The 25,032-nt window shown below is 70.8% G+C and carries 24 protein-coding genes; 13 read left to right on the forward strand and 11 right to left on the reverse strand.

Annotation, left to right across the window (positions count from 1 at the left end; genetic code table 11):
- Positions 1-3: 3 nt before the first annotated feature.
- The gene (gene alaS, locus K6T36_RS09650) at positions 4-2,772 is read right to left on the reverse strand and encodes an alanine--tRNA ligase (RefSeq protein WP_222921094.1); all 2,769 of its coding nucleotides are present in this window, start codon (positions 2,770-2,772) and stop codon (positions 4-6) included.
- A 104-nt stretch (positions 2,773-2,876) separates the two neighbouring features.
- Between alaS and K6T36_RS09655 the strand changes: the two genes are divergently transcribed.
- Entirely contained in the window at positions 2,877-5,639 is a 2,763-nt protein-coding gene (locus K6T36_RS09655; protein ID WP_222921095.1) for a sensor histidine kinase, read from the forward strand.
- Positions 5,640-5,689: 50 nt separating this feature from the next.
- Here the strand turns inward: K6T36_RS09655 and K6T36_RS09660 are convergent, their stop codons facing one another.
- Together K6T36_RS09660 and K6T36_RS09665 are read right to left on the reverse strand one after the other, a co-directional pair.
- Positions 5,690-6,214, reverse strand: a complete 525-nt coding sequence (locus K6T36_RS09660; RefSeq protein WP_222921096.1) for a TspO/MBR family protein — start codon at positions 6,212-6,214, stop codon at positions 5,690-5,692.
- A gap of 57 nt (positions 6,215-6,271) precedes the next feature.
- A complete protein-coding gene (locus K6T36_RS09665; protein WP_222921097.1) occupies positions 6,272-7,297 on the reverse strand; it encodes a threonine aldolase family protein in 1,026 nt (341 codons plus the stop codon).
- A gap of 344 nt (positions 7,298-7,641) precedes the next feature.
- Here K6T36_RS09665 and K6T36_RS09670 point away from each other — a divergent pair, with 344 nt between their 5' ends.
- The 4 genes from K6T36_RS09670 to K6T36_RS09685 all read left to right on the forward strand — a co-directional run bounded on the left by K6T36_RS09670 (position 7,642) and on the right by K6T36_RS09685 (position 10,826).
- On the forward strand, positions 7,642-8,433 hold the full coding sequence (locus tag K6T36_RS09670; protein ID WP_222921098.1) for an alpha/beta fold hydrolase: 792 nt from the start codon (positions 7,642-7,644) through the stop codon (positions 8,431-8,433).
- Positions 8,434-8,565: 132 nt separating this feature from the next.
- The gene (locus tag K6T36_RS09675) at positions 8,566-9,279 is read left to right on the forward strand and encodes a type 1 glutamine amidotransferase (RefSeq protein ID WP_222921099.1); all 714 of its coding nucleotides are present in this window, start codon (positions 8,566-8,568) and stop codon (positions 9,277-9,279) included.
- Positions 9,280-9,342: 63 nt separating this feature from the next.
- The gene (locus K6T36_RS09680) at positions 9,343-9,498 is read left to right on the forward strand and encodes a DUF7859 family protein (RefSeq protein ID WP_222606448.1); all 156 of its coding nucleotides are present in this window, start codon (positions 9,343-9,345) and stop codon (positions 9,496-9,498) included.
- A gap of 122 nt (positions 9,499-9,620) precedes the next feature.
- On the forward strand, positions 9,621-10,826 hold the full coding sequence (locus tag K6T36_RS09685; protein ID WP_222921100.1) for an inorganic phosphate transporter: 1,206 nt from the start codon (positions 9,621-9,623) through the stop codon (positions 10,824-10,826).
- Positions 10,827-10,974: 148 nt separating this feature from the next.
- On the opposite strand, the gene K6T36_RS09690 is transcribed toward K6T36_RS09685, so the two are convergent.
- Positions 10,975-12,357, reverse strand: a complete 1,383-nt coding sequence (locus K6T36_RS09690) for a hemolysin family protein (RefSeq protein ID WP_222921101.1) — start codon at positions 12,355-12,357, stop codon at positions 10,975-10,977.
- Positions 12,358-12,555: 198 nt separating this feature from the next.
- Between K6T36_RS09690 and K6T36_RS09695 the strand changes: the two genes are divergently transcribed.
- The 3 genes from K6T36_RS09695 to K6T36_RS09705 all read left to right on the forward strand — a co-directional run bounded on the left by K6T36_RS09695 (position 12,556) and on the right by K6T36_RS09705 (position 14,040).
- Positions 12,556-12,825, forward strand: coding sequence for a glutaredoxin family protein (locus K6T36_RS09695; protein ID WP_222921102.1), 270 nt, complete (start codon positions 12,556-12,558; stop codon positions 12,823-12,825).
- Positions 12,826-13,338 (forward strand): redoxin domain-containing protein, encoded by a 513-nt coding sequence (locus K6T36_RS09700; protein ID WP_222921103.1) that lies wholly within the window; start codon positions 12,826-12,828, stop codon positions 13,336-13,338.
- 111 nt (positions 13,339-13,449) lie between these two features.
- Positions 13,450-14,040, forward strand: a complete 591-nt coding sequence (locus tag K6T36_RS09705; protein ID WP_225935226.1) for an L-threonylcarbamoyladenylate synthase — start codon at positions 13,450-13,452, stop codon at positions 14,038-14,040.
- A 34-nt stretch (positions 14,041-14,074) separates the two neighbouring features.
- On the opposite strand, the gene K6T36_RS09710 is transcribed toward K6T36_RS09705, so the two are convergent.
- Positions 14,075-14,788 (reverse strand): CRISPR-associated protein Cas4, encoded by a 714-nt coding sequence (locus K6T36_RS09710; RefSeq protein WP_222921105.1) that lies wholly within the window; start codon positions 14,786-14,788, stop codon positions 14,075-14,077.
- A gap of 243 nt (positions 14,789-15,031) precedes the next feature.
- A complete protein-coding gene (locus tag K6T36_RS09715; protein WP_222921106.1) occupies positions 15,032-15,628 on the reverse strand; it encodes a conditioned medium-induced protein 4 in 597 nt (198 codons plus the stop codon).
- A 166-nt stretch (positions 15,629-15,794) separates the two neighbouring features.
- Here K6T36_RS09715 and K6T36_RS09720 point away from each other — a divergent pair, with 166 nt between their 5' ends.
- On the forward strand, positions 15,795-17,924 hold the full coding sequence (locus tag K6T36_RS09720; protein WP_222921107.1) for a heterodisulfide reductase-related iron-sulfur binding cluster: 2,130 nt from the start codon (positions 15,795-15,797) through the stop codon (positions 17,922-17,924).
- Positions 17,925-17,992: 68 nt separating this feature from the next.
- Here the strand turns inward: K6T36_RS09720 and K6T36_RS09725 are convergent, their stop codons facing one another.
- Positions 17,993-18,823, reverse strand: coding sequence for a class I SAM-dependent methyltransferase (locus K6T36_RS09725; protein WP_222921108.1), 831 nt, complete (start codon positions 18,821-18,823; stop codon positions 17,993-17,995).
- A 4-nt stretch (positions 18,824-18,827) separates the two neighbouring features.
- Entirely contained in the window at positions 18,828-19,148 is a 321-nt protein-coding gene (locus tag K6T36_RS09730) for a 4Fe-4S dicluster domain-containing protein (RefSeq protein WP_222606459.1), read from the reverse strand.
- Positions 19,149-19,306: 158 nt separating this feature from the next.
- Here K6T36_RS09730 and K6T36_RS09735 point away from each other — a divergent pair, with 158 nt between their 5' ends.
- Entirely contained in the window at positions 19,307-19,795 is a 489-nt protein-coding gene (locus tag K6T36_RS09735; RefSeq protein ID WP_222921109.1) for a cupin domain-containing protein, read from the forward strand.
- 57 nt (positions 19,796-19,852) lie between these two features.
- The gene (locus K6T36_RS09740; RefSeq protein ID WP_222921110.1) at positions 19,853-20,236 is read left to right on the forward strand and encodes a thiol-disulfide oxidoreductase DCC family protein; all 384 of its coding nucleotides are present in this window, start codon (positions 19,853-19,855) and stop codon (positions 20,234-20,236) included.
- 20 nt (positions 20,237-20,256) lie between these two features.
- On the opposite strand, the gene K6T36_RS09745 is transcribed toward K6T36_RS09740, so the two are convergent.
- Complete coding sequence (locus K6T36_RS09745) at positions 20,257-20,562, reverse strand: DUF7853 family protein (protein WP_222606462.1); 306 nt, start codon at positions 20,560-20,562, stop codon at positions 20,257-20,259.
- 310 nt (positions 20,563-20,872) lie between these two features.
- The gene (locus K6T36_RS09750; protein ID WP_222921111.1) at positions 20,873-22,036 is read right to left on the reverse strand and encodes an acyl-CoA dehydrogenase family protein; all 1,164 of its coding nucleotides are present in this window, start codon (positions 22,034-22,036) and stop codon (positions 20,873-20,875) included.
- Between the two features lie 160 nt (positions 22,037-22,196).
- Between K6T36_RS09750 and K6T36_RS09755 the strand changes: the two genes are divergently transcribed.
- Entirely contained in the window at positions 22,197-23,051 is an 855-nt protein-coding gene (locus K6T36_RS09755) for an ArsR/SmtB family transcription factor (protein ID WP_222921112.1), read from the forward strand.
- A 372-nt stretch (positions 23,052-23,423) separates the two neighbouring features.
- On the opposite strand, the gene K6T36_RS09760 is transcribed toward K6T36_RS09755, so the two are convergent.
- Positions 23,424-23,942 (reverse strand): metallophosphoesterase, encoded by a 519-nt coding sequence (locus K6T36_RS09760; RefSeq protein WP_222921113.1) that lies wholly within the window; start codon positions 23,940-23,942, stop codon positions 23,424-23,426.
- Between the two features lie 93 nt (positions 23,943-24,035).
- Between K6T36_RS09760 and K6T36_RS09765 the strand changes: the two genes are divergently transcribed.
- Positions 24,036-25,001, forward strand: a complete 966-nt coding sequence (locus tag K6T36_RS09765; protein ID WP_222921114.1) for a cation diffusion facilitator family transporter — start codon at positions 24,036-24,038, stop codon at positions 24,999-25,001.
- Positions 25,002-25,032: the final 31 nt, after the last annotated feature.

Below are 25,032 nucleotides of genomic sequence, written 5' to 3' on the forward strand. Positions count from 1 at the left end.
GGGTCACGCCTCCAGCTTCTGCCGGAGGATCTCCGCGGCCGAGTCGAGCGCGTCGTCGAGCGCGTCCACGTCGGGACCGCCGCCCTGCGCGAAGTCCGGCGGGCCGCCCCCGCCGCCGCCGACGCGGCCGGCGAGCTCGCCGACGACCTCGCCGGCGTTGACGCCGACGCCGTCGGGGACGCCGACGACGAACGTCGCGGCGCCACCCGCACCCGAGCCGAGCACGGCGATCCGGCCGTCCTCGACGTGGGCGTTGGCGGTGACGCGAAGCTCGTCGGTGTCGGCGTCCATCCGCTGGACGACCGCGACGGCGTCGCCGACCTCGACCTCCTCGCCGCCCGCGGCGGCGCGAAGCTCCGCCAGCTCCTCCTTCAGACGGTCGATGGTCTTGCCGCGCTGCTTCCACTCGGTGAAGAAGCGCTCGGCCGTCTCGGGTACCTCCTGGGGGTCGACCGAGAGCACGTCGGCGGCGTCGTACAGCGCGTCCTCGGTGCGGTGGGTCGCGTCGAGGGCGGCCTCGCCGGCGGCGAACACGAGGCGCTCGACGCCGTCCTGCACGGGCTCGGTCTTCAGCAGCTTGATCGCGCCGATGTCGCCCGTCCGGGCGACGTGGGTCCCGCCGCAGGCCTGCACGTCGTCGCCGACGCGGATGAGCCGGATCTGCTCGCCCGGCGGGATGCCGCCCTGATACAGGTCGAAGCCGTGCTCGGACTCCGCCTCGTGGCGGTCGGGCCACTCCTGCTTGACGGGGACGTTCCGGCGCACCAGGTCGTTGGCGACCTCCTCGATCGCCTTCACCTGCTCGCGCGTCACGCGGTCGTAGTGGGTCACGTCGAGCCGCGAGGACTGGAGCCCCTTCTGGGCGCCCGCCTGCCGGACGTGCTCGCCGAGCACCTGCCGGGCGGCGTAGCCGACGATGTGGGTCGCGGTGTGGTGGCGCATCAGCCGCCGGCGACGCTCGCCGTCGACCTGGCCGGTGACGAACTCGCCCTTTCCGGGGTCCTCGTCGGTACGGTGAAGCACCACGTCGCCGCGGATCTGTACGTCCTCGACCTCGACGGTGGCGTCGTCGGTCGAGAGCGTCCCGCGGTCGGCGGGCTGGCCGCCGCCCTCGGGGTAGAACATCGTCTGGTCGAGCACCACGTCGTAGCCGTCCTCGCGCTCGAACACGTCGAGGACGACCGCCTCGAACTCCGTGCGCTCCTGGTCGTCGTAGTAGAGCCGTTCGGTCTCCGGCAGGTCGGCGAGGCGCTCGTCGGCGTCGTCCTCGCGGTCGAACGCCTGCGCGGAGTCGTGGCGGGAGGCGACGAGCCCGTAGAAGTCGTCCGGCACCTCGACGGTCGCGCCGCGCTCGGCGGCGATGTCCTCGACCATGTCCGGCTGGATCCCGTGGGAGTCGTACAGCTCGATCAGCTCCTCGACCGGAATTGGCTCGCCGGTGCCGGCGTACTCGTCGGCCAGCGCCTCCACCTTGCGGCCGCCGCGTTCGAGCGTCTCGCGGTACTTCTCGACCTCGGTGCGCACCATGTCGCGGATCGTGTCGCGGTTCTCGTAGCCGAGGCGGTCGGCCTGCATGTCGACCAGCTCGTCGAGGGGCGCGTCGACGCCGACCTCGTCGACGAGGCGCTTCGTCCGGCGCAGGACCATCCGCGCGAGGTAGCCCGTCCCGACGTTCGAGGGGACGATCTCGTCGCCGAACATGTACGCGAGCGTCCGGCAGTGGTCGGCGATGGCGTAGATGTTCTCCAGCGGCTCCAGCAGGTCGGTCAGCTCGTCGGTGTCGACGCCGAGCTTGTCGGCGATGTTGTCGCGGGCGGCCTCGACGTCCTCGGCCTCGTCGATGTCGAGGTGGCCCGCCAGCGTGGAGGCGCGGCGAACCAGCTCCTCCTCCTCGTCGCTCAGGTCGATCCCGGCGTTGTCCTTCAGGAACTCGATGGCGTCGGGGTAGATGGCCTCGTAGACCGTCGGGGTGCCCTGGCTCATCCAGGTCCACCGCTCCAGCCCGTACCCGGTGTCCACGATGTACGTGTCCATCTCGGAGTACGTGTTGCCGTCCTTCAGCTCGTACTCGCCCTCGGGGTCCTGCTCCAGCGACATGAAGACGAGCGTCGCCAGCTCCGCACCCTTGTAGATGACCTCGATGGCGGGGCCGGCGTTGCCGCCGCCGACCCACGGGTCCTCGATGTAGGTGATCTCCTCCAGGTCCGCGCCCATCTCCTCGAACAGGCCGTCACACAGGCGGACGGTCTCGTCCTTCCAGTAGACCTCCCCGGAGTAGGCGTACTTGTCGCCGACCTCCTCCTTCGCGTTGAACGCGTGGTGGGCCATCATCTCGAAGGCCATCGTGTGGCGGCCGGTCTTGCCCACGTTGTCGATGTCCTGCATCCGGATGCACGGCTGGCTGACGGTCAGCGGGTTCGCCGGCGGCGGCGTCTGTCCGGAGGTGACCAGCGGCTGGAAGTCGTAGATGGACGCCTGCGTGAGCAGCACGTCGTCGCGCCAGCGGTTCGCCGCGACCGGGTACGGCTCGATCCGCTCGTGGTCGTGGGCCTCGAAGTACGAGAGGAACGCCTCCCGCATCTCCTCGAGGGTGTACGCCTCGTCGAAGCCGGGGTCGCCGATGAAGGAGTAGTCCTCGCAGGGCGGCTCGCCGCACAGCTCCCGCTCGTCGTCGCGGGTCCAGAAGTGGTCCCCGCAGGAGGAACACTCCCGTCGGGAGAACCCCTCCTCCTCGAAGTAGTCGAGGCGGTACTCCGCGGTAAGGTCGCTCATTACCAGGTTGTGCCCCGTCGCCGCGCAAAAGGGTTCCGGGCCGCGCTCGCCGGCGCTCGGGTCCCCGTTACTGTTAAATGACGAACCGACAACATCGGGTAACTATGCCGGGATCCGTCGCGGAGCCGTCGATCGCCGTCCTCGTCGTGACGGCGGCCGACGAGACGGTTCCGGACGGGTTCGTCGACACGCTCGCGGACGCCGTCGACGGCGAGGTCGAAATCGTCGAGACGGACGCGCTCGCGGAGCGACTCCGCGGGGGTCGGTGTCCGACGGCGATCGTGTTCGTCGGCGATCCGTCGCTGTCGGAGGGGGTTCGGGACACGTTGTCGACGACGGCCGCGGCCGTCGTCGTGTACGCGGGGCGGGAACCGGACGCGGAGTCGACCCACGTCGACGGCTACGTCGAACGCGCCGCCGACATCGACCGCCTCCTCACGGAGATCGACCGCGCACGCGCCGGCGAGACGCGCAGGCAGCTGCGTGCGGCGCGGCGACGGATGACGGAGCTGCACGCCGGAACCGCCGACATCGCCGCCGCCGAGGACGTCCAGGACCTGTTCGAGCGGACCGTCGAGGTGGCCGAGCGCGTGCTGTCGTTCGACCACTGCTCGGTCGTCGTGCGGGAGGGTGACACCATGGTGGCGCGGGCCCGGTCGGCGAACGTCGACTGGCTCCGCGAGCGCGTCCCGGTCGCCGAGTCGATCAGCGGGCGGGCGGTCAGTCGGGGGGAGACCATCCACGTGGACGACGTCGCCGCCCACGAGACGGCCGGCGACGAAACGCAGGGATCGGGTATCTCCGTGCCGTTCGGGGGCGACGCCGTCTTCCAAACGATCTCGAGGACGCCGTACGCCTTCGACGAGACCGACCGCGAGCTGGCGGAGCTGCTGGCGACGCACGTCGGGCAGGCGTACGAGCGCCTGCGGACACAGGCGGACCTGACGCGCCGCGAGCGGGTGATGACGGAGCTGCACGAGGCGGCCCCCCGGATCGTCGACGCGGAAACGGAGGAGGAGCTGTACGATCTGACCGTCGAGATCGCACGGCGCGTGCTTCAGTTCGACCACTCGTGCGTGTACGTCGTCGAGGACGACGGGTTCCGAATGCGTGCGACGACGGACCCGTCGCTGCCGGCGACGTTCGACCGCGGGTTCGGCGCGCTGGAGCACAGCTACGCCGAGGGCGAGTCGCTCGTCGTCGACGACACCGTCGAACACGAGATCGCGACCTCACGCGACGGGGAGCCCCGATCGGTCATCTCCGTCCCGTTCGCAGACGGCGCGGTCTTTCAGGCGGTCACCGACGAGACGGGGTCCTTCGACGAGCGCGATCTGGAGTTCGCGGAACTGCTCGTCTCGTACGCGACGGTGACCCGCGAGCGGATCCGTTCGGAGGCGGCGCTGCGGGACGCACGGGAGACGACCGAGCGGCTCCACGTCGCCGCGACCGAACTGTCCGCGGCCGAGTCCGAGGACGCCCTGATCCGGCGGGCGATCGAGGCCGCGAGCGACGTCCTCTCGTTCGACAAGTCGACGCTGTCGCTGCGTCGGGGGGACACGCTCGTGCCGGTGGGCGCCGACGGGACCCGGCCGGACGGTGCGCGTCCGATGGACCTCGACGAGGGCGTCGCCGGGAAGACGTATCGATCCGGCGAGTCCGTTCTCATCCACGACGTGGACGACCACGGCGACGCCGAGCCGGTCAGGCGGGAGTACCGATCGGCGATCTCGATCCCCGTCGGCGATCTCGGGGTGTTCCAGGCGGTCGCCACCGAGCCGAGCGCGTTCGACCGCGACGACCTGAGCCACGCGGAGCTGCTGATGGCGCACGTCGCCGTCTCGCTCGCTCGGACCCGAACGCAGGCGGACCTGCGCGCCGAGCGCGACCGGCTGTCGGCGCTGTTCGAGAACGTCCCCGACGCGGCGTTGTCGTTCGAGCTGGTCGACGGCGAGCCGATCGTCAAGGCGGTCAACAGCGCCTTCGAGGACACGTTCGGGTTCGGCGAGGAGATCGTCGGCGAACCGATCGACGACCACATCGTCCCCGAGGAAGCCGAATCCGAGGCCGGAACGTTCAACGAGCGCCTCGCGAACGGCGAGAGCATCCGCGACGAGGTCCGTCGCATGACGGCCGACGGCATGCGCGACTTCCTGCTGTACGTCGTTCCGCTCGAACTCGACGCCGAGAACGTCGGCGGCTACGCCATCTACTCGGACATCTCCGAGCGAAAGGAGCGCGAGCGGGCGCTCCGTCGGCAGAACGAGCGGCTCGACGAGTTCGCGAGCGTCGTCTCACACGACCTCCGCAACCCGCTGTCGGTCGCGGAGGGGTACCTCGAACTCGCCCGCGAGACGGGCGACGTGGAGCATCTCGCAACCGTCTCCGACGCCGTCGAGCGCATGCGCGCGTTGGTCGACGACCTGCTTCGCCTCGCGCGCGAGGGGCGCGTCGTCGGCGACACGGAGCCGGTCGACGTGGCCGTCGCCGCCCGGGCGGCGTGGGGGAGCGTCGACACCGGCGACGCGACGCTCGAGGTCGAGGACGGGCTCGTCGTGGAGGCCGACGAGGACCGCCTGCGCGAGCTGTTCGAGAACCTCTTCCGCAACAGCATCGAGCACGGCGGGAGCGCGCCGACCGTCCGCGTGGAGGCGACGCCGACGGGCTTCGCGGTCGCCGACGACGGGCCGGGGATCCCGGCGGACCGTCGCGAGGAGGTGTTCGAGGTGGGCATCTCCACGGTCGAGGACGGCACCGGCTTCGGGCTCGCGATCGTCCGCCGCATCGCCGAGGCGCACGGCTGGTCCGTGACCGCCACTGCCGGCGAGGACGGCGGCGCGCGCTTCGAGTTCGACGAGGTCGAGTGAACGAGGCCCCGGACGGGCGCGGGGCGGTCACGGACGGTCCGTCCGCCGCCTCAGTTCAGTACGAGGAATCGGTAGTTCAGCACCGCGGCGAAACAGACCCACGCGAGGTACGGGACGAGCAGCGCCGCCGCCCGGCGGTCGACGCGGGCGAACGCGGCGATCGTGCCCGCGAGCAGGACCGCGAGCGCGACGACGATCGCCAGCGCCGCCGCGATCTCCTGCAGCGCGAAGAAGGTCGGCGTCCACGCGACGTTGAAGCCGAACTGGAGGACGAACGCCCCGAACGCGAGGCGGCGCGCGCCCGACGGCTCCGCGCGCACGAGCAGCCACAGCGCGACGCCCGACAGCGTGAACAGCGCCGTCCAGACGACGCCGAACAGCCACCCCGGCGGGTAGATCTCGGGCTTCGTCAGCGCCGCGAACCACGCGGAGTCGGGGCCGCCCAGGACGGCCGGGACCGCGCCGACGACGTTGACCGCGAGGACCAGCGCGGCGAGGCCGACGAGCCCGTCGAGTCGGTCGTCGAGCCCCGAGATCGGGCCGCCGCGGTCGATCGCGGACGCGGAGTCGGTCATACCGGATCACTACGCGCCCGAACGGCATAAATCGGGTCGCCGGTTCCGGGAGCCGACTCAGGCCTCGGCGACGACCGACTCGATGCGGTCGAGCGCCTCTTCCACGTCGTCGCCGTCGACGTCGAGATGTGTACACAGCCGGCAGGTGTACTCGCCGAAGGCGCTGAAGGAGACGCCGGCGTCCTTGCAGGCGGTCGACAGCTCCTCGCCGGTCAGGCCGGCGGCCTCGCTGTCGACCATCACGATGTTCGTGTCCGGCTCCGGCGCCGACAGGCCGTCGATCCCGTTCAGCCCCTCGGCGAGGCGGGCGGCGTTGGCGTGGTCCTCGGCGAGCCGGTCGACGTTCTCCAGCGCGAGCAGGCCCGGCGCGGCGATCATCCCGGCCTGCCGCATCGCGCCCCCGAACAGCTTCCGGGTCCGGCGGGCGCGCCGGATGAACTCGGCGTCGCCGGCGAGCACCGACCCGACCGGGGCGCCCAGCCCCTTCGAGAGACAGAACATCACCGAGTCGACGTGCTCGGTCATCGCCGCGGGCTCGGTGTCGAGCGCGACGCAGGCGTTCAGGAACCGCGCGCCGTCGAGGTGGACCGGCACGCCGAGGTCGTGGGCGGCCGCGGCCGCCTCGTCGACGTGCGCCTTCGGGACGGCGACGCCGCCGCGGGAGTTGTGCGTGTTTTCGAGGCACAGCAGCCCCGTGCCGGGGCGGTGGAGGTCCTCGGCGACGTACCCCTCGCGAACCTGTTCCGGCGTCGGGACGCAGCGGTCGCCGCAGTCGAGGATGCGCGGCTGGACCCCCGAGAGCTGCGGGATGCCGCCCAGCTCCCACTTGTACACGTGGGCCTGCTCGTCGCACAGCAGTTCCTGCCCGCGGTCGGTGTGCGTGTGGACGGCGATCTGGTTGCCCATCGTCCCCGAGGGGACGTACAGGGCGGCCTCGAAGCCGGCGAGGTCGGCCGCGCGCGCCTCCAACTCGTTGACCGTCGGGTCGTCCGCGTACACGTCGTCGCCGACGGCTGCGTCGCGGGCGGCCTCGCGCATCTCGTCGCCGGGGCGGGTCACCGTGTCCGAACGGAAGTCGATCATACCTGAGCGTCCGCGCGACGGCGGAAATATCGCGCGGTCCGATCGTCGATCCGGGGCGAGGCGGGACGGGACCGTTGGGGGTAGCACGACCGCGATTCCCGTGGCGACGACTGCGACTCCCGCGGTGATCCCGTGGCGACGACCGCGACGACCGCGAAAGTCCCACCCGAGCCCCGGACGGGCGTCGTCGCGGCCGGGACTACCCGTGTACTGCGGCGGGTAGTCGGGGATCGTCGCGGTAGCGTAAACCGGTCGTCGCGTCCGCGGGAAGCCGGTCGTGGTGACGACGGAGGGAGAACTCACGTCCGAGGGATTCACGGCGCGGCATCGCGAACGTCCACCCAGTGCCGTACGCATCGAACGGGGACGTGGATCTGTACTACGAGGTGGACGGCGAGGGCGACGACGACCGCGACGTGGACGCCGTCGCGTTCTGCGGCGAGATCGGCTACGGCCCCTGGCAGTGGGGGTGGCAACACGCCGCGATCGCCGGCCCGTACCGCGCCGTGGTGCCGGCGACGCGCGGCACCGGCGACTCCGAGACCCCGCCGGGACCGTACACCGTCGGACAACTCGCCGCGGATCTGGACGCCGTGCTCGCGGACGCGGGGGTCCGTGCGGCCCACGTCGTCGGCGTCGGCCTCGGCGGGATGGTCGCGCTGCACGCCGCGTTTCACTCCCGACGCGTTCGGAAGCTCGCGCTCGTCGGGACGCCCGCCTACGGCGACGGGATGAACCCCGATCCCTTGTGGGGCGACCCGACCGACCCCGCGGCGCTGAAGTCGTCGCTGCGGGCGGCCGTCACCGACGAGTTCCTCGACGCGGTGCCCGACGCGGTCGCCCGGATCGTCGAGTGGCGGGCGGCGGAGGACGCCGGCCGCGACGCGTGGGAGGGCGCGCGGGCCGCCGTCCGCGGGTTCGACCTGTCCGACCGGCTGTACGAGGTGTCGAACGAGGCGCTCGTGCTCCACGGGAGCGAGGACGCGGTGTGCCCGCCGACGAAGGGCGAGGAGCTGGCCGAGGGGCTGCCCCGCGGGGAGTTCGTCGAGGTCGACGGCGCGGGCCACCTCGCTACCATGGAGGCGAGCCGCGAGGTGAACGACCGGGTCCTCGGCTTTCTCGACGCGGAGGCGTGAGCCGAGGGGCCGCACTGCTCGGGGGACCCCACCGCGGCGTCGGCGGTGTCGGCGGCGTCGGCGGCGTCGGCGACGCCGGCGGAACTCGGCGGTGGCGCAAACCCTTTGCCCGAGAACGACCCAGAACCGCCAATGACACGTCTCCGGCTCGCGCTGCTCAACGCGGCCCACGACGGCGCGAACACCGCCCGCAACTTCCGACGGGAGCTCGATGCCGACCTCGTGGAGTTCGACGCGAACGCACAGCAGCTCCCGGATCACTTCGACTTCGACGGCGTGGTCGTCACCGGCTCGCGCTCGTCGGTCTACTGGGACGAGGAGTGGATCCCGCCGCTGATCGAGTGGACCGCCGAGGCCGCCGAGCGCGACCTGCCGGTTCTGGGCGTCTGTTACGGCCATCAGGTACTCGCGGAGGCGCTGGGGGGTCGCGTCGGCGGCATGGACGACTTCGAGATCGGGTACAACGAGATCACTCACCGCGGCGACGACGAGCTGTTCGCGGGCATCGACGAGGAGTTCACCGTCTTCACCACCCACGGCGACGCGGTCGTCGAGCTCCCGCCGGGCGCCGAGCTGCTCGCGGAAAACGAGTTCGGCGTGCACGCGTTCCGGAAGGGGAGCTGCTGGGGCGTGCAGTTCCATCCCGAGTACGATGTCGAGACTGCCGAGACCGTCACCGAGGGGAAGCGCGACCGCATCGGCGACGAGCGGGTCGACGAGGTGCTCGCGGAGATCACCCCCGAACGGTACGACGCCGCCTGCGAGGCGAAGACGCTGTTCGACAACTTCGCCGCCCACTGCCGCCGCGTGCGCGACGCGGACTCGAACGCCGAGATCGAGGCGTAATCCCCGCCCGGCACCGATCCCACTGTCGAAACCCCTATGGCCCGCACCGCCGCATCGGCGGACATGGCAGTTGTCGACACGCTGATCGACGCCGTCGCGGCGAACCCCGGGTTGACGATCATCCTCGTGGTGTTGCTCGCGCTGGTGTTCGGCGCGTATCTCTTCATCCGCCGGATCGTCGTCAGCGCCGCCGAGGGCTACGATCAGGGGCGACGGTGACCGGCGTCCAGGGGCGCGATCGCCGCCGACGGCGCGGTCGGGCCCGACCGTGGCTCCGATGTCGCGGCCGGGATCGACCCCGGACCCAACAAGGACTTACCCGCGGGGCCTGACGCCCGGGTATGGTCGCAGCCGGCACCCTCGCCACGCTTCTGGTCGCCGCGCTCGCGTCGCTGTTCATGGCGTGGGCCATCGGCGCCGGATCGTCCGGGTCGACGCCCTTCGCCCCCGCCGTCGGCGCCAACGCCATCTCGGTGATGCGCGCCGGCCTGATCGTCGGCGTGCTCGGCTTCCTCGGCGCGGTGCTGCAGGGCGCCAACGTCACGGAGGCCGTCGGGAACGACCTCGTCGTCGGGGTGTCGATCACCGCCACGGCGGCCATCGTCGGGCTGATCACCGCCGCCGTGCTCGTCGCGATCGGCGTGTTCGCCGGCTACCCCATCGCCACCGCGTTCACCGTCACCGGCGCGGTCGTCGGCGTCGGCCTCGCGCTCGGGGGCGACCCGGCGTGGGGGAAGTACCGCGAGATCGTGGCGCTGTGGGTCGCGACCCCGTTCGTCGGCGGCTCCATCGCGTACGCCACGGCGCGGCTCCTCCGGGCCGAGCGCGTCCCCGAGCGCGTCGCCGTGCCGACGCTCGCGGGCCTCGTCGCCGCCCTCGTCGCCAACATCGGCTTCACCGTGCTCGGCCCGCCGGGCGTGCAGCGGTCGCTCGCGGGCGCCGTCGCCGCAGCCCTCCCCGCCGTCGGCATCGCGGGCGTCGACCTCGGCTGGGTCGCCGTCACGGTCGCGTTCTCGGTCATCGTCGCGCTCGCGCTGTTTCGCGACATGACGATCGACGAGGCGCGCGGGCAGCGTCGCTTCCTCCTCGTGCTCGGTGGACTCGTCGCCTTCTCCGCCGGCGGATCGCAGGTCGGGCTCGCGATCGGCCCGCTCGTTCCGCTCCTCGGAGGGGAGGGGGCGGACGTGCAGATCCCCCTCATCGCCGTGCTCGTCGGCGGGGGGCTCGGCCTGCTCGCCGGCTCGTGGACGGGCGCCCCGCGGATGATCAAGGCGCTCGCGCAGGACTACTCCTCGCTGGGGCCGCGCCGCTCCATCGCCGCGCTCATCCCCAGCTTCGCCATCGCCCAGACCGCCGTCGCGTTCGGCATCCCCGTCTCGTTCAACGAGATCATCGTGAGCGCGATCATCGGATCGGGGTACGCTGCGGGGGGTGCGGGGGTGAGCACGCGGAAGATGGCCTACACCGTGCTCGCGTGGATCGGGTCGCTGGCGCTGGCGCTCGGGCTGGGGTACGGGGCGTTCGTCGCGGTGGGTGCAGTGGTGTGAGTAGTACGACCGAGGCACAGCGGAGCGAACGGCCCCGCCGATTCCGAAGTCGGGCTGCGGTCGCTACTCAGCAGCGGACGGGAGGACATTACAAGCGAGAGTCAGCGGTTCTCAGGCGACGCAGATCGATTCGGTGTGCCACCTCCGGTCAGTTCTCGATTTCCGCCTCGTCGCCCTCCTCGTCGTCGACCGCGTAGTACTCCTCGGTGACGGTGACGCGGGCGCGCATGATCCGCGTGTTGTCGACCTCCTCGATGCGGATCTTCACGCCCTCGTACTCGATCTCCTCGCCCTCCTCGACGAGGCGGCCGGCGCGGTTGAACACGAAGCCGGCGAGCGTCTCGAACTCCTGACCCTCGGGGAGGTCGATCTCGAGGACTTCGTTCACCTCGTCGATGTTGACCTCGCCGCGCACGAGGACGGTGTTGTCGTCGACGAACTCGAAGGGGACCTCCTCGTCGCCCTCGAGGATCTCCCCGACGATCTCCTCGACCATGTCCTCCAGGGTGAGGATCCCCTCGGTGGTGCCGAACTCGTCGATGACGACGACCATCTGCATCCGGGTGTCCTGCATCTCCTCGAGCAGCTCGTCGGCGTTCTTCGACTCGGGGACGTGCAGCGTCGGCTGGACGACCCCCGCGAGGTCGGTCTCGCCCTCGCCGTAGTAGCGCGCGCGGACCAGATCGCGGATGTTCACGACGCCGATGATGTTGTCGAGGTTCCCCTCGTAGACGGGGACGCGCTCGTGGTCGGCCTGCACGCACGTCTCGATGGCCTCGTCGATGGAGGCGTCCTTCGGCACCGCGTTCACGTCGAGCCGGGGGGTCATCACCTCCTTGGCGATCGTCTGGTTGAACCGGAAGATGCGGTCGAGCATCTCCCGCTCCTCCTCCTCGATGACCCCCTCGCGCTCCCCGGTCTGGATCATGTTCTGGATCTCGTCGCGGGTGACGTAGGAGGTCTCGATGGCCGAGCGACCGCCGGTGACCTTGTTGATAACGCGGGTGAGGTAGTCGAAGACGACGATGAGCGGGAAGAGAACGTACTCGGAGAGCTTCAGCGGGCGGGCGACCCGAAGCGCCCACGACTCGGTGTTCTCGACGGCGTAGCTCTTGGGCGCCGACTCGCCGAACAGGAGCACGAGCGCGGTGATACCGAACGTCGCCGCGATGACGGCCTGCCCCTGACTCATGTAGATAGCGAACAGCCCCGTCGCGATGGAGGACATCGCGATGTTGACGATGTTGTTCCCGACGAGGATCGTCACCAGCAGCCGGTGCGGGTCGTTCTTCAGCTCCTTGACCGTCTCGGCACCGAGGCGACCGTCCTCGACGAGCTGCTCGACCCGGTGGCCCGCCAGCGAGAACATGGCGATCTCCGAGGAGGAGAAGAACGCGGAGAGCATGATGAGCACGACGATCGCGACGGCCCCGCCGACGGTGATCGTGGTGTCGTTGATCGGCACGACGTTCGCGAGCCCGCCGAACTGCGCGGGTGTACCTACTGGAGCGTGTACCGGCGACAAACCCATGTGATACGGGGATTTGATTGCCCCCCGGATTAAGCGTTGTCCTCGGACGCCCCGGGGCATCGTCCGCTCTCCCCACGCCGCCGTCGCCGGTGCCGTCGCCGCCGCGGCAGCCAACGGACGGCGGGAGGCGGCCGCGGCACGGACGCGCCGAGTTCCGCGGGCGAAGGGATTACCAGATCCGGCATCGTAGCCCCGGCCATGACAACGTCCGACATCACGCTGTACCGGCTCCAGGCGTGTCCCTACTGCGAGCGCATCGTTCGCACGCTCAAGCAGTACGGCCTGGAGTACGAGTCGCGGTTCGTCGAGCCGATGCACTCCGATCGAAACGCGGTCGCCCGGCTCACCGGCAAGCGGTCGGTGCCCGCGATCCGCGACGAGAACACCGGCGTGACGATGTCCGAATCGGGCAACATTGTGGAGTACCTCGACAACACCTACGGCGACGGCGCCCCGGGGGGTGCCTGAATGGTCGACTTCGAGGTCGTCGAGCTTCCGGAGGCGGGCCACGTCGCCGCCGGCGAGGAGGCGCCCGACTTCACCCGGCCGCTCGTCGGCGACGAGTACTGGACGGACACCGCGCTGTCGGCCCTCGACGGGCCGGTCGCGCTCGTGTTCTTCCCGATGGACGGCGCGTTCCCCGCGACGTACGTCTGGAACGAGATCCGCGATCGCGGGTGGGGCCACGGCGACACCGACGACGTGACCGTGGTCGGCGTCTCCATCTCCACCCCGTACGAACACAAGACGTTCATCGACGAGCGCGGGATGGACTACGAGCTGTTCTCGGACCCCTCGGCCGAGGTCGGCGAGCGGTACGGCGCCGTCCAGGACCTCGACGGGATGGCGGGGATCCGCGAGCACCGCCCCGCGGTGTTCCTCCTGGACGAGGACCACGTCGTCGAGTACGCGTGGGTCGCCGCCGAGTGGCCCGACTTCCCCGACTACGACGAGGTCGAAACGCACCTCGAACGCCTGTAAGCAGCGCCCATGAACGCCGACGGATCGAACCACGAGCGGGACAACGAACCGACCGACGCGACCGACCCGAGTGACTCGACTGACGCAACCGACTCGACGGACGCGTCTGCCGTGTCCGACGCCGACATCGACCGCGCAGCCGAGGCGATCCGCGCGGGAGAGGCGGTCGTCTACCCCACCGAGACGGTGTACGGCCTCGGCGCCGACGCGACCGACCCGGCCGCCGTCGAGCGCGTGTACGAGCTGAAGGACCGCCCGCGGGACAAGCCGTTGTCGGTCGCGTTCGGGAGCGTCGAGGCGGCGCTGTCGCTGGTGCCCGCGAGCGACCGCGCCGCCCGCTTCGCCCGGGCGTTCCTTCCCGGCCCGGTGACCGTCGTCGTCGACCGCGGCGACGCGCTCCCGGGCGAACTCACCGACGGCGAACCCCGCGTCGGGATCCGGGTCCCGGATCACGGGACGGCGCGGTCGCTCGCCGACGCCGCCGGGCCGATCACGGCGACGAGCGCGAACCGCTCGGGCGCCGGGAGCGTCCGCCGGGTCGAGGGCCTGGACTCGCGAGTCCGCGACGGCGCCGCCGCGGTCCTCGATGGCGGTGAGACGCCCGGCGGCGAGAGCACCGTCGTCGACCCCGACCGCGGTGTCATCCACCGCGCCGGCCCGCTGGCCGACGAGATCCGCGAGTGGCTGGCGAGCGAGCCCTGAGACGGGGGCCCGCCATCGTCCGCCACCGGGAGCGTTACAGCCCGATCAGACTCCGCAGACTCCGCGTTTTCACCCCGCAGTTCGCTCGGTGACGGCACTCCCGACACTTCTCGCTGCCCGACAGCCGCGCCGGCGGGCCGTCCAACTCGCGCACCGACCGGAGCACCCGGCGGTAGGTACCGGACCGTCGGACCGACAGGGAGACCTCACGGACGACGCCGTGGGCGGGGTACTCCACGAGCACGCGCCGGATCCGTCTCCCCTCCTGCCACGAGAGCGCGTGCATCGCGGCGACCGCCCGGACCGACTGCGGCTCCCACACGCCCCGCTCGGGCGGGTCGCCGGGGGAGACGATCACGGGAACGGGCGGATCGCCGGTCGGTTTTCCGCCCTCGTCGCGCGGCGCGTCCGCGCCGATGGCGCCGAGCACCTTGTGCGCGACGCCGCGGGCGTCCTTCCCGTCCAGGAGCACCCGGGTGTTCGTCGGCGCCGACAGCGCCGGCCAGTCCGACCGCTCGGCCAGTCGGTCGAGCGCCGCGCGATACTCGCTGGGTGGACGGTCAATCGGCTCGGCGGCGAGTTCCGCGTCGTCCAGTTCGCGTAACTCGGGATATCGAAAGGCGAGGTCGATCCGGGCGGTCGTCGCCGGCGGCGGTTCGCGGTCGTCCTCTCGGCGGTCGTAGTACAGTTGGCGGGGGCAGTACGTCGCCGTCGCGAGGTCCGTGAAGGTCGCTTTCTCCCGGGGCACGTGGGTGGTGGTGCCGGGTTCGTATTTGAACGTTCGCCGCGTCGCGGTCGCGGTGCCGGGCGGACGCGGTGCGGTCGCGGAGTCGGTGCGGTCGCGGAATCACCAGCAGTCGTACCGCGAGCGAGCCGGCCGAAGGCCGGCGAGCGAGCGGCCCTTTTGTCATGAACGGGTTTTGGCCGCCGGGTTCCCCGCAGCGAGCGGCTCCGCCGCTCGCGAGGAAACCCGGCGGTGAAAAGCGGTTCGTCAGAAGGAAACGTTCGTCTCGATGTCCTCGGCCGCCTCACGCAGCCCGTCCTCGCGGGCGTCCTCGGTGTGGCCCCCCTTGAGGTCCTGTTCCGCGAGCAGCTCGGCGAACTCGTCGCGGAAGCGGTCGTTCGCGCGCGTCGACCGGGCGTCGGCGGCGACGACCTCGGAGTAGCGGGCGACCGTTTCCTCCTCGGCGTCCAACTCGGCCGCCCGCTCGTCGAGCGGGACGTCGTCGACGTACAGCGACCGGAGGCGCGACAGATCGAACGGCGCCTCGCGGTCCGACTCCCGCACGAGGTGGAGGTCCATCCGCGCCGTGAACACCGCCTCCGGTGGAACGCTCAGCGCGTCGGCGATCGCGTCGTCGTCGGCCCCGTCGAAGTACAGCCGAACGAGACGGACGAGGTCCTCGTCGGCGAGGTCCGAGGCGAACTCGTAGCGCTCGCGCATCCGCCCGACGAGCTCCGCGAGGCGTCCCTCCACGTCCGGATCGGACGCCAGCGAGCCGTGCCCCTCCTCCTGTCGTTCCGTTACCGTGTCACCCCCCGTCGTGTCGAGGAAGATGTCGCGGAGTTCCTCGGTTTTCTCGTCCATAGAGTGGAAACTAGGCCGGCGCCGGCAAAAAACGTGTTGGGGCCGAGGGAACCGTTCACGGTGTCGACCGGACGCGGCGAACCGCCCGCAGGCGGCGGTGCCGCGGCGATCGTTCACGCACGATGGTGTGAGAAGATTTAATCGGAGGCGGAGACGCGATAGGCACATGCAAGCCGACGTGACGCGCGAGACCTTCTGGACGATCGGTCCCGTCGGGAAGGCCGCGTTCTACTACCTCGCGGCGGTCGCGATCGCGGTGTTCCTCTACGGGACGTACGCGCGGTTCGCGCGCTACGCCGCCGGCGAGGACGACTGGTTCGACCGCCTCGACGACCTGCCGGGGCGGGTGCTGCGGGCGGCGCGGATCGTGGCGTCGAACCGGGGACAGTTCGACCGCGACCTGTACGCGGGCGTGATGCACGCGTTCATCCTCTGGGGCTTTCTCACCCTCCTCATCGGGACGACCATCCTCGGGATCGACCTGGACTTCTGGCGGCCCGTGACCGGCGAGTCGTTCTTCGTCGGCGACTTCTACCTCTCGTACTCGTTCGTCATGGACGCGATGGGGCTGCTGTTCGTCGTCGGGGTGGGGATGGCCATCTACCGGCGCTACACCGAGCGCGAGGGTCGTCTGTGGGGTAAGCACACCTCCCTGGAGGACGACGCGTTCGTCTGGACGCTGCTGGCGCTGGGCGTCGGCGGCTACGTGCTGGAGGCGTTCCGCATCATCGGCTCAGCCGAGTTCGTCGCCTACGAGCAGGTGTCGTTCGTCGGCTTCTTCCTCGCCGGCCTGTTCGCGGAGGCGGGCGTCACCGTCGGGATGGCCGAGACGCTGTACCACTGGACGTGGTGGAGCCACGCCCTGCTGGCGTTCGCGTTCATCGCGCTGATCCCGTACGCCAAGCCGTTCCACATGATCTCCTCGTTCGCGAACGTCGTCACCCGCGACGAGAAGGCGGGCGTGCGCCTGCCCGGGGTTCCGGAGGACGCCGGCCCCGACGAGATCGGCTACGGCTCCATCGAGGACTTCTCCTGGCGCCACATCCTCGATCAGGACGCCTGCACCAAGTGCGGCCGCTGTTCCTCGGTGTGTCCGGCCAACGCCTCCGGCCGGAACCTCGACCCCCGCGACGTGATCCTCGACCTCAAGAGCTACCGCGAGTCGCTGGACGCCGGCGAGACCGAGGAGGTCGAGATCGTCGCGGACGGCGGCGACTCGGTCATCGCCGCCGAGTCGATGGAGTCGTGCATGTCCTGCATGGCCTGCATGGACGCCTGTCCCGTCGACATCGAGCACGTCCCGGAGTTCACCCAGATGAACCGCCGGCTGACCGAGACGGGCCAGATGGACGAGATGGTGCAGGACGCGATGATGAACGTGTTCCAGAACGGCAACACGTTCGGCGACCCCGCGCGAAAGCGTCCCGACTGGACCGACGACCTGGACTTCGAGGTGCCCGACGCCCGCGAGGAGGACGTGGAGTTCCTCTGGTACGTCGGCGAGTACCCGAGCTACGACGAGCGCAACCGGCGCGTCGCCCGGTCGCTGGCGACGCTGTTCGAGCGCGCGGACGTCTCCTACGGCATCCTCTACGAGGACGAGCAGCACGACGGCAACGACGTGCGCCGCGTCGGCGAGGAGGGCCTCTTCGAGATGCTCGTCGAGGACAACGTCGAGGCGTTCGAGTCGGCGACCTTCGAGAAGGTGGTCACGACCGACCCGCACTCGATGAACACCTTCCGCAACGAGTACCCCGAGGTGTCGGAGTTCGACGACCCCGTCTTCCACTACACCGAGGTCGTCGAGAACCTCGTCCGGCAGGGTCGCCTCGGACTGGACGGCACGGAACTGGACTACACCGCGACGTACCACGACCCGTGTCACCTCGGCCGGATGAACGACGTGTACGAGGCGCCCAGGGACCTCATCCGCGCCACGGGCGTGGACCTCTACGAGATGCCGCGCAACCGCTCCGACTCGTTCTGCTGCGGGGGCGGCGGCGGCGGCCTCTGGATGGACCACGAGGAGGAGTCCAAGCCCAGCGAGGAGCGTCTGCGCGAGGCGCTGGAGGACACCGACGCCGGGGGCGAGGTCGAGACGTTCGTCGTCGCCTGTCCGATGTGCGGGACGATGTACGAGGACGGCCGCAAGACGGGGAACTTCGAGGACGACATCGAGGTCGTCGACATCGCCGAGTTGCTGTGTGAGGCGCTGGCGGCGAAAGAGGGCGTCGCCGTCGAGGCTCCCGCCGACGCGGACGCCGACGGGGACGGGTCGCCGACGGCGGCCGACTGAGGCCGCCTCCCCGGGGTCGACCTCCATCTCTCTTCCCTCCTCGCCCCCCTCGGTTTCACCTCCGCCCGTTACGCCGGTTTCTCGACCGACAGCGCGAACAGCAGCGGCAGGTCCGGACTCCGCTCGTCCCCGTCGGGCTGGACGTACCACTCCCCCTCGCGCTCCAGCCACTCGAACCGCTGCCACTCCGCGACCGGGAACTCGGCGAGCTCGGTCACGCGCAGGCCCGCGTCGGCGGCGGCGGTGACGTGCGCCGAGAGCGGCCGGTGGTACTGATAGGTCACGTTCGCGTCGAGATCCGCGTCCTCGGTCGCGTACGTCTCGCCGTCGTCAATCCGGAGTTCGACGGGGTCCAGGTACGGGTAGCGGTACCGGGGCGGGTCCCCGTCGAACGCGGCCGCGACCGGGTGGTCGTCGACGAACAGCGCCTCACCGCCCGGCCGCAGGAGGGACGCGACCGTCTCGAAGAAGTCGTGCAGCTCCGGGAGCCAGCAGAAGACGCCGTAGGTGGCGACGACGGCGTCGAACTCCCGGTCGACGGCGTCCGCGACCGCCCCGGCGTCGGTCACGTCCGCCTCGACGAACCGCGCCGCCTCGGGGTCGATCCCCGCCCGGTCGCGCAGGTCGCGGGCCGCCTCGACCGCGACGGGGGAGAAGTCGACGCCGACGGTCTCGGCGCCCGCGCGGGCCCACGACAGCGTGTCGAGCCCGATGTGGCACATCAGGTGACAGAGGGACCGGCCGTCCGGGTCGACGCGCTCGCGCTCGACCGAGCGGAGGGTCGACTCGCCGTCGAGGAACCCCTGCACGTCGTAGTGGTCCGTCTCCGGGTGGACCCGCGCGCGCTCGTCCCAGTTGGCGCGGTTGGCCGCGACGGGGTCCCTGTCGTCGCCCGGCATCGCCCTACGACCGCGAGGCGTCCACGTCGATGGCGTCGACCGGGCAGATATCGACACAGAGCATGCAGTCGATGCACTGGTCCTCGCGGGTCGGCTCGACCTTCTTTTCGCTTTCGGGGTGGTCGGGCGTGTCGACCCAGTCGAACACGTCGACCGGACAGTTCTCCAGGCACGCCCCGTCGGCGATGCAGATGTCGTAGTCGACGGCGACGTGGGCGCCGTGGATGCCGAGCTTCTCCGGCGGGTCGACCGGCCCCCACACGTCGAGGCCGTTCTCCTCGCCGACGTGCTCGCGGTTCTCGTCGAAGTTCGGATCGATTCCCATTGCCGACGCTTACCGCGACACGTACAAAAACGCCGGCATCCGTGGGATGCGGAAGCGTCGCCGGCGCGGTCGCGGCGGGCGACGGCAAGCGGGGTCGAGACGGCAAGCGCGGTCGCCACGGGCGACACGGTTACGGTCGACGTGAACGACCCCTCTGCGTGAACCGCGTCAACGCCGACGATCTCGACTGGGAGGAGACCGACCGCGGCGAGGAGGTGGGGTGGCGCCGCAAGCGACTCGCCGCCGCCGCCGGCGGCGACGACCTCGGGTGTAGCCTCTATGAACTCCCGGCGGGCAAGCGCGCGTGGCCGTTCCACTATCACGCGGGCAACGCCGAGGCGCTGTACGTCCTGTCGGGCGAGGGGACGTTGCGCCACGCGGACGGGACGACACCGCTCCGCTCCGGCGATTACGTCGCGCTCCCGTCCGGCGAGGACGGCGCACACCGGGTGATCAACGACTCCGACGGGGCGCTGCGGTACCTGATGGTCTCGACGATGCGCGACCCGGAGGTGCTCGTGTACCCCGACTCCGACAAGGTGGGCGCGATGGCCGGTGCGGCGCCCGGAGGCGAGGGGGAGCGCGACGTGAGCGCGTACTTCCGCCGCGGCGACGCGGTCGACTACTGGGACGGCGAGGAGGGGTAGCGGGGCGGGAGCCCGGTCGCCCGAAACCACATATCGGCCGAGCCCGTAGATCGGCGTATGTCCGTCCCCCGCCTCGTGTACGACGACGACTGCGGCTTCTGCACGTTCGTCGTCTCGCACGCGCTGGAGCTGGGCGAGTTCGAGGCCGTCGGCTTCTCCGAGCTGGCCGCGGACGACGAGCTGCGCGCACGACTGCCCGACGACTACGAGGAGTGCATGCACCTCGTCACCGACGCCGCGGTGTACTCCTGCGGCGAGGCGCTCGAGGCCGTCGCCAAGCGCACCGGCGCCGCGGGCTGGTGGCTCACCGCGGCCGCGAAGGGACTGCCGAAGTACCCGCAGGCCCGTGAGAAGATCTACCGGTGGGCGGCCGACCGCAGGGACCTGTGGGGGAAGCTCGCGCGGCGCGACTCGCCGTCGAACGGCAACGCCTCGTCGTAGTCGCCGTCGCGTCCGGCGCCTCAGGCGTCCGGGATCTCGGGGGCGTCGGTCCGCCGCAGCGCCGCCCGCCCGGGGGCCAGGTCCCGCGGCGGCGCGCCCGGGAGGTACGCCTCCAGCGCCCCGCGGATCACGTCCACCTCCGCGGGATCGAAGCGCTCGCGGCCGTCCTCGATCGCCGCCAACGCGTCGAGCTCCGGGAACCCCTCGGTCGCGTCCCCGGCCTCGACCGCCGTTCGAACCCCGTCGAGGAGCGCGGCGTGGACCACCCACGCCTCCTCACGGGAGAACGCGAGCGTCCGCCATCCGCCCTCGACCGGTTTTGCCATCTCGATTGGCGCCTCAAAGTCCACCCACTTAGCTATGATCATGGTTCTCACACGGATAGCACGGCGGGTACGGAGCGAATTCCCGTCGACGGCCCCGCACCGTCGCGACCCCGTCTGTGTCGATCGCCCGACGTGACTGGTAAGCCGGCGACTACCGACGCGTGACGCAGGCAGATCGGTCACTCGGAGGCGGGAATCCCGATCGCTGACCGGGCTGTCGACGCGACTCGCGCCGCTATCGCGTCACGAGAAGGCCGACAGTCCGGTCGAACTGACTGGGATCGCCACGGATCTCGTGACGCCACAGGCGTCACTCGAAGGCGGCGATTCCAGTCAGATCCTCCCCGAGGATGAGCGAGTGGATGTCGTGGGTCCCCTCGTAGGTGTACACCGTCTCCAGGTTGCTCATGTGACGCATCGGCGAGTAGTCGGTCGTGATCCCGTTGCCGCCGAGCATCTCGCGGGCGACGCGCGCCTGATCGCGGGCCATCCGGACGTTGTTGCGCTTGGCCATCGACACCTGCTGGGGGCGCAGGTCGCCGCGCTCCTTCAGATCCGCGAGCCGGTACGCGAGCAGCTGCGCGAGGGTGATCTGCGTCGCCATCTCCGCGAGCTTCTCCTGTTGGATCTGGAAGCGGGCGATGGGGCCGCCGAACTGGTCGCGCTCGGTCTGGTACTCGCGGGCCGTCTCGAAGCAGTCGCGGGCGGCGCCGACGGCGCCCCAGGCGATGCCGTACCGGGCCTGCGTGAGACACGACAGCGGCCCCTTCATCCCCGTCACGTCGGGGAGAACGTTCCCCTCGGGGACGCGCACGTCGTCGAGGACGATCCCGCCCGTGACCGACGCGCGCATCGAGAGCTTCTCCTCGATCTTCGGCGTCTTGACGCCGTCGCGGTCGGTCTCGACGAGGAACCCCCGAACGGGCGATCCGTCGTCGGAGGTCAGTTTCGCCCACACGACCGCCACGTCCGCGATGGGCGAGTTGGTGATCCACGTCTTCTCGCCGTTCAGGACGAAGCCGTCGGCGTCGCGTTCGGCGCGCGTCTCAATCCCCGAGGGGTTCGAGCCGTGCTCCGGCTCCGTCAGGCCGAAGCAGCCGACGACCTCGCCCTGGCCGAGCGCGGGGAGCCACTCCTCCTTCTGGGCGTCGCTGCCGAACGCGTGGATCGGGTACATCACGAGTGCGCCCTGGACGCTCGCCATCGAGCGCAGCCCGGAGTCGCACGCCTCCAGCTCCTGCATCAGCAGGCCGTACGCTCGCTCGGAGACGTTCGGGGAGCCGTACCCCTCCAGGTTCGGCGCGTAGAAGCCGAGCTCGCCCATCTCGGGGATGAGGTCCGTGGGGAAGGTCCCCGCCTCGTAGTGGTCGGCGATGTCGGGGGCGACCTCCTCGGCGACGAACTCCCGGGCCGTATCGCGGATCAGCTTCTCCTCGGCCGAGAGATCCGCCTCCAGACCGACGTAATCGAGCATACGAGGAATCGGTGACACGTCGACAAATGGGTGTCGGGATCTGCCGGATCCTTCGTGAGGAACGCGGTCGGTCGGCCGAGTCCCTCCGGGGAGGTGGGCCGCCCCCGCGGGCGCGGCGCACGGAAGGCTTACCAACTCCACCGCGAAAGAGGAACGACGAATGGCCGACATGCCCTCCTCCATCCCGGGGATCGGCGGGCCGTGGTCCCGCGGCGACGACGGCGACCGCGACCCGCGGGTCATCGGCGTCGACGGCGACGACGCCGACGCCGTCCTCGCGGCGCTGTCCTCGGACACCGCACGCGCGATCCTCTCCGCGCTTCACGACAGCCCCGGCCCCGCCAGCGACGTGGCCGACCGCGTCGACACGTCGCTGCAGAACACCCAGTACCACCTGAAGCGCCTCCGCGATGCGGGCGTCGTCGAGGTGGTCGACACCGTCTACTCCCAGAAAGGCCGCGAGATGGACGTGTACGCTCCCGCCGACGGGCCGCTCGTGCTCGTCGCCGGTCCGGAGTCCGAGGCCTCGGGGATCCGCGCGACGCTCAGCCGACTGCTCGGCGGGATCGGCGCGGTCGGCCTCGGCGCCGTCGTCGTCGAGACCGCCCTCGGGGGCCCGTTCGCGCCCACGGTCGGGTTCGGCTCGGCCGGCGGCGCCGACGGCGCGGCCGGCGACGGCACCGACGTGAGCGTCGAATCGACGAACGCGACCGCCACGGAGGCCCCTGCCGACGACGCCGCGACGCCGACGCCGACCGAGTCCGCCGGCGACGGCGGGATGGGGATCCAGGAGGCGACCGAGACCGCCGCGGAGACGGCGACGCCCGCGGCGACGCCCACCCCCGACCCGACCGCGACCGAGGTGGCCCGCGACACGACGTACGCCGTCGCCGCCGACGCCGGGCCGACGCTGGTCGACCAGCTCGCCGCCTCGCCGGGGTTCCTGTTCCTGTGTGGCGGCCTGCTCGCGCTCGCGGTCGTGGCGCTGGTCGCCCGACGCCGCGGCGGGGCGTGAGCCGGCGGTGCGGTCGATCGCCGGCCATGCCGGCGGTTCACCACGCCGGTGCCCGCTGCCCGCCGTCGCCGTCGCGGTGACTAAAAACGGCGTTTGACCATAGAGAAAGTACTTGACACGAGCGCCGTTACGAGGTAGTACCGGTTCCCGGTGGCGCGCCGGCCCTCCGTTCGCGGTTCCCCGAATCGGCCCTCCACCCGCCGCGCCCAGGTCACACACCAGCCACCGTCTCCCCGACGCCCGCAGACCGGGTGCGCGGACGGCCGGCGACCCGGGAGCCAGGTCCCCGTTGACGCGACCCGCACGTTCGGCGCACGGCGAGACGATCGGCAGACGCCGTCTCACTACGCGTCCGTCCCCCGCCGAGCGGCCTCACGGCCCCCGTACGGGCACGGAGAACCGCTCGAACACCTCGCCGTCGGGGGTAACCAGTTTCCCCGAGAGCCCGTCGTCGGTTCGCGTCACCTCGGCGTGTGCCGGCCGGTTCCCCCGAGGTTGTGCGTAACTGCCCGGGTTGAGCAGCGGTACCGCCCCCGAGTCGTCGAACTCGGGGCGGTGGCTGTGGCCGAAGACGACGAGGTCGGCGTCGCGTTCGCGCCCGAACATGACGAGCCCGGTGGCGCCGCTCCGGCTGCGGTGGCGCACGGCGATCGTCGCGCCCTCGTAGCCGACGACGCGCTCGCGCGGGAGCCGGTCGCGCAGCGCCGCGTCGTCGTTGTTGCCGGTGACGCCGTACACCGTCGCCGCCTCGCGCTGCAGGTCGTCGAGCACCGGCTCCCGGTAGAAGTCGCCGGCGTGGATCACCGCGTCGGCGTCCCGGACCGCATCGAGGGTCCGTCCGCGGAGCCGATGGTCGTCCGTCGCGTGGGTGTCGGAGATGACGACGAGCATACCGACCGGAGGGGACGGGCGGTCCTAACGGTTCGGGAGGTCGGCGTCCGCGGCTCCCCGGGGTTGATTACGGTCGACGGCGACGTGCCGACAATGGCTGGAGGAAGCAGGTCCGTCGTCATCGCCGCGCTGATCGCCAACGGCTCCATCGCGGTCATGAAGTTCTTCGGCTTCCTGCTGACCGGGTCGCCGTCGATGCTCTCGGAGACGTATCACTCCATCTCCGACACCGGGAACCAGGTGTTGCTGCTGGTCGGCCTCCGGTACTCCGGCAGGGAGGCGAACCGTTCGCACCCGTTCGGCTACGGCAAGGCGCAGTTCTTCTACGCCTTTCTCGTCTCGGTGCTGCTGTTCGGCATCGCCGGCTGGGAGTCGCTGAAACACGGATACGACGCGCTGCTTCACCCCGGACACGGCGGCGAGCGCGCCGACGTGATCCTCGCTGGGATCAACTTCACCGAACTGGTGCCGGTCGACCCGTTCTGGATCAACGTCGTCGTCCTCCTGGGCGCCATCGTGTTCGAGGTCTACGCGCTCGCGAAGGCGAACGCGGAGCTCCAGCGGCAGATCGAGACGTACGGCTGGTCGGGGGTCCGCGAGGCGTTCTCGAAGACCAGCGACGTGACGACCCTCACCGCCTTCACCGAGGACGCCATCGCGCTGGCCGGTGCCGCCGTCGCGCTCGTCGGCATCACGCTGGCGCGGTACCTCGACATGCCGATCTTCGACGCGATCGCCTCGCTCGTCATCGGCGGGCTGTTGATGGGCTTCGCCGTCGCGCTCGCCTGGGAGAACAAGCGGCTGATCCTCGGGGAGTCGCTCCCGGCGGGCGTGGAGGAAACGCTCCGGTCGGCGATCGCCGATCACGAGGGCGTCGTCCACGTCGACGGGTTCCGGACGGTGTTCGTCGGGCCCGGCGAGGCGCTGGTCACCGCGGACGTGAGCTTCGACGGCGACGCGGCGGCCCGCGGCGTCGACGAGGACATCACGCAGATCGAGGCAACGCTTCGGGACCTCGACGACCGCGTCCGGATCGTCTACATCGAGCCGGAAGTGTGAGTCGCGCGATCGGGGCCGGACGGCACGGCTC

This window comes from Halobaculum roseum, assembly GCF_019880245.1.
In the GTDB taxonomy this organism is placed as follows: Archaea; Halobacteriota; Halobacteria; order Halobacteriales; family Haloferacaceae; genus Halobaculum; species Halobaculum roseum.

Bases quoted from the DNA above. Each gene is read 5' to 3' on its own strand.
- alaS (WP_222921094.1), bottom strand. From the start codon at position 2,772: ATGAGCGACCTTACCGCGGAGTACCGCCTCGACTACTTCGAGGAGGAG.
- K6T36_RS09655 (WP_222921095.1), top strand. From the start codon at position 2,877: ATGCCGGGATCCGTCGCGGAGCCGTCGATCGCCGTCCTCGTCGTGACG.
- K6T36_RS09660 (WP_222921096.1), bottom strand. From the start codon at position 6,214: ATGACCGACTCCGCGTCCGCGATCGACCGCGGCGGCCCGATCTCGGGG.
- K6T36_RS09665 (WP_222921097.1), bottom strand. From the start codon at position 7,297: ATGATCGACTTCCGTTCGGACACGGTGACCCGCCCCGGCGACGAGATG.
- K6T36_RS09675 (WP_222921099.1), top strand. From the start codon at position 8,566: ATGACACGTCTCCGGCTCGCGCTGCTCAACGCGGCCCACGACGGCGCG.
- K6T36_RS09680 (WP_222606448.1), top strand. From the start codon at position 9,343: ATGGCAGTTGTCGACACGCTGATCGACGCCGTCGCGGCGAACCCCGGG.
- K6T36_RS09685 (WP_222921100.1), top strand. From the start codon at position 9,621: ATGGTCGCAGCCGGCACCCTCGCCACGCTTCTGGTCGCCGCGCTCGCG.
- K6T36_RS09690 (WP_222921101.1), bottom strand. From the start codon at position 12,357: ATGGGTTTGTCGCCGGTACACGCTCCAGTAGGTACACCCGCGCAGTTC.
- K6T36_RS09695 (WP_222921102.1), top strand. From the start codon at position 12,556: ATGACAACGTCCGACATCACGCTGTACCGGCTCCAGGCGTGTCCCTAC.
- K6T36_RS09700 (WP_222921103.1), top strand. From the start codon at position 12,826: ATGGTCGACTTCGAGGTCGTCGAGCTTCCGGAGGCGGGCCACGTCGCC.
- K6T36_RS09715 (WP_222921106.1), bottom strand. From the start codon at position 15,628: ATGGACGAGAAAACCGAGGAACTCCGCGACATCTTCCTCGACACGACG.
- K6T36_RS09720 (WP_222921107.1), top strand. From the start codon at position 15,795: ATGCAAGCCGACGTGACGCGCGAGACCTTCTGGACGATCGGTCCCGTC.
- K6T36_RS09725 (WP_222921108.1), bottom strand. From the start codon at position 18,823: ATGCCGGGCGACGACAGGGACCCCGTCGCGGCCAACCGCGCCAACTGG.
- K6T36_RS09730 (WP_222606459.1), bottom strand. From the start codon at position 19,148: ATGGGAATCGATCCGAACTTCGACGAGAACCGCGAGCACGTCGGCGAG.
- K6T36_RS09740 (WP_222921110.1), top strand. From the start codon at position 19,853: ATGTCCGTCCCCCGCCTCGTGTACGACGACGACTGCGGCTTCTGCACG.
- K6T36_RS09745 (WP_222606462.1), bottom strand. From the start codon at position 20,562: ATGGCAAAACCGGTCGAGGGCGGATGGCGGACGCTCGCGTTCTCCCGT.
- K6T36_RS09750 (WP_222921111.1), bottom strand. From the start codon at position 22,036: ATGCTCGATTACGTCGGTCTGGAGGCGGATCTCTCGGCCGAGGAGAAG.
- K6T36_RS09755 (WP_222921112.1), top strand. From the start codon at position 22,197: ATGGCCGACATGCCCTCCTCCATCCCGGGGATCGGCGGGCCGTGGTCC.
- K6T36_RS09760 (WP_222921113.1), bottom strand. From the start codon at position 23,942: ATGCTCGTCGTCATCTCCGACACCCACGCGACGGACGACCATCGGCTC.
- K6T36_RS09765 (WP_222921114.1), top strand. From the start codon at position 24,036: ATGGCTGGAGGAAGCAGGTCCGTCGTCATCGCCGCGCTGATCGCCAAC.